This is a genomic window from Halomonas marinisediminis (genome assembly GCF_004347715.1).
GTDB lineage: Bacteria > Pseudomonadota > Gammaproteobacteria > Pseudomonadales > Halomonadaceae > Halomonas > Halomonas icarae.
The window spans coordinates 1-272 of the sequence record NZ_SLTR01000468.1; the positions used below are offsets into that span (position 1 = coordinate 1).

The 272-nt window shown below is 65.8% G+C and carries 1 protein-coding gene; it reads right to left on the reverse strand.

Annotation, left to right across the window (positions count from 1 at the left end; genetic code table 11):
* Positions 1-272 (reverse strand): putative PEP-binding protein (locus tag E0702_RS17445; RefSeq protein ID WP_306766938.1); only part of this gene is annotated, 272 nt, incomplete at both ends.

A 272-nucleotide genomic window follows, 5' to 3' on the forward strand; every position in this document is an offset into this window, starting at 1 on the left:
GCATCCAGCACCCGGGCGTAGATCTCGGCCGGCGCCGAGCCGCGAGAAACCTTGGAGCGGGTCAGGAATTGCAACTCGGTCCGGAAAAGCCCGACACCTTCGGCCCCCGAGCTCGGCAGCGACGGCAGATCCGCCATCAGCCCCGCGTTCATGGTCAGGGAAATCACGCTGCCGCAAAGGGTTTCGGCCGGTTTGTCGCGGATCGAGGCATAGCGCTCCTGCGCCTTGGCCTGCATGGCGATCTTGTCGGTGAAATGCGCCAGCACCCGGTC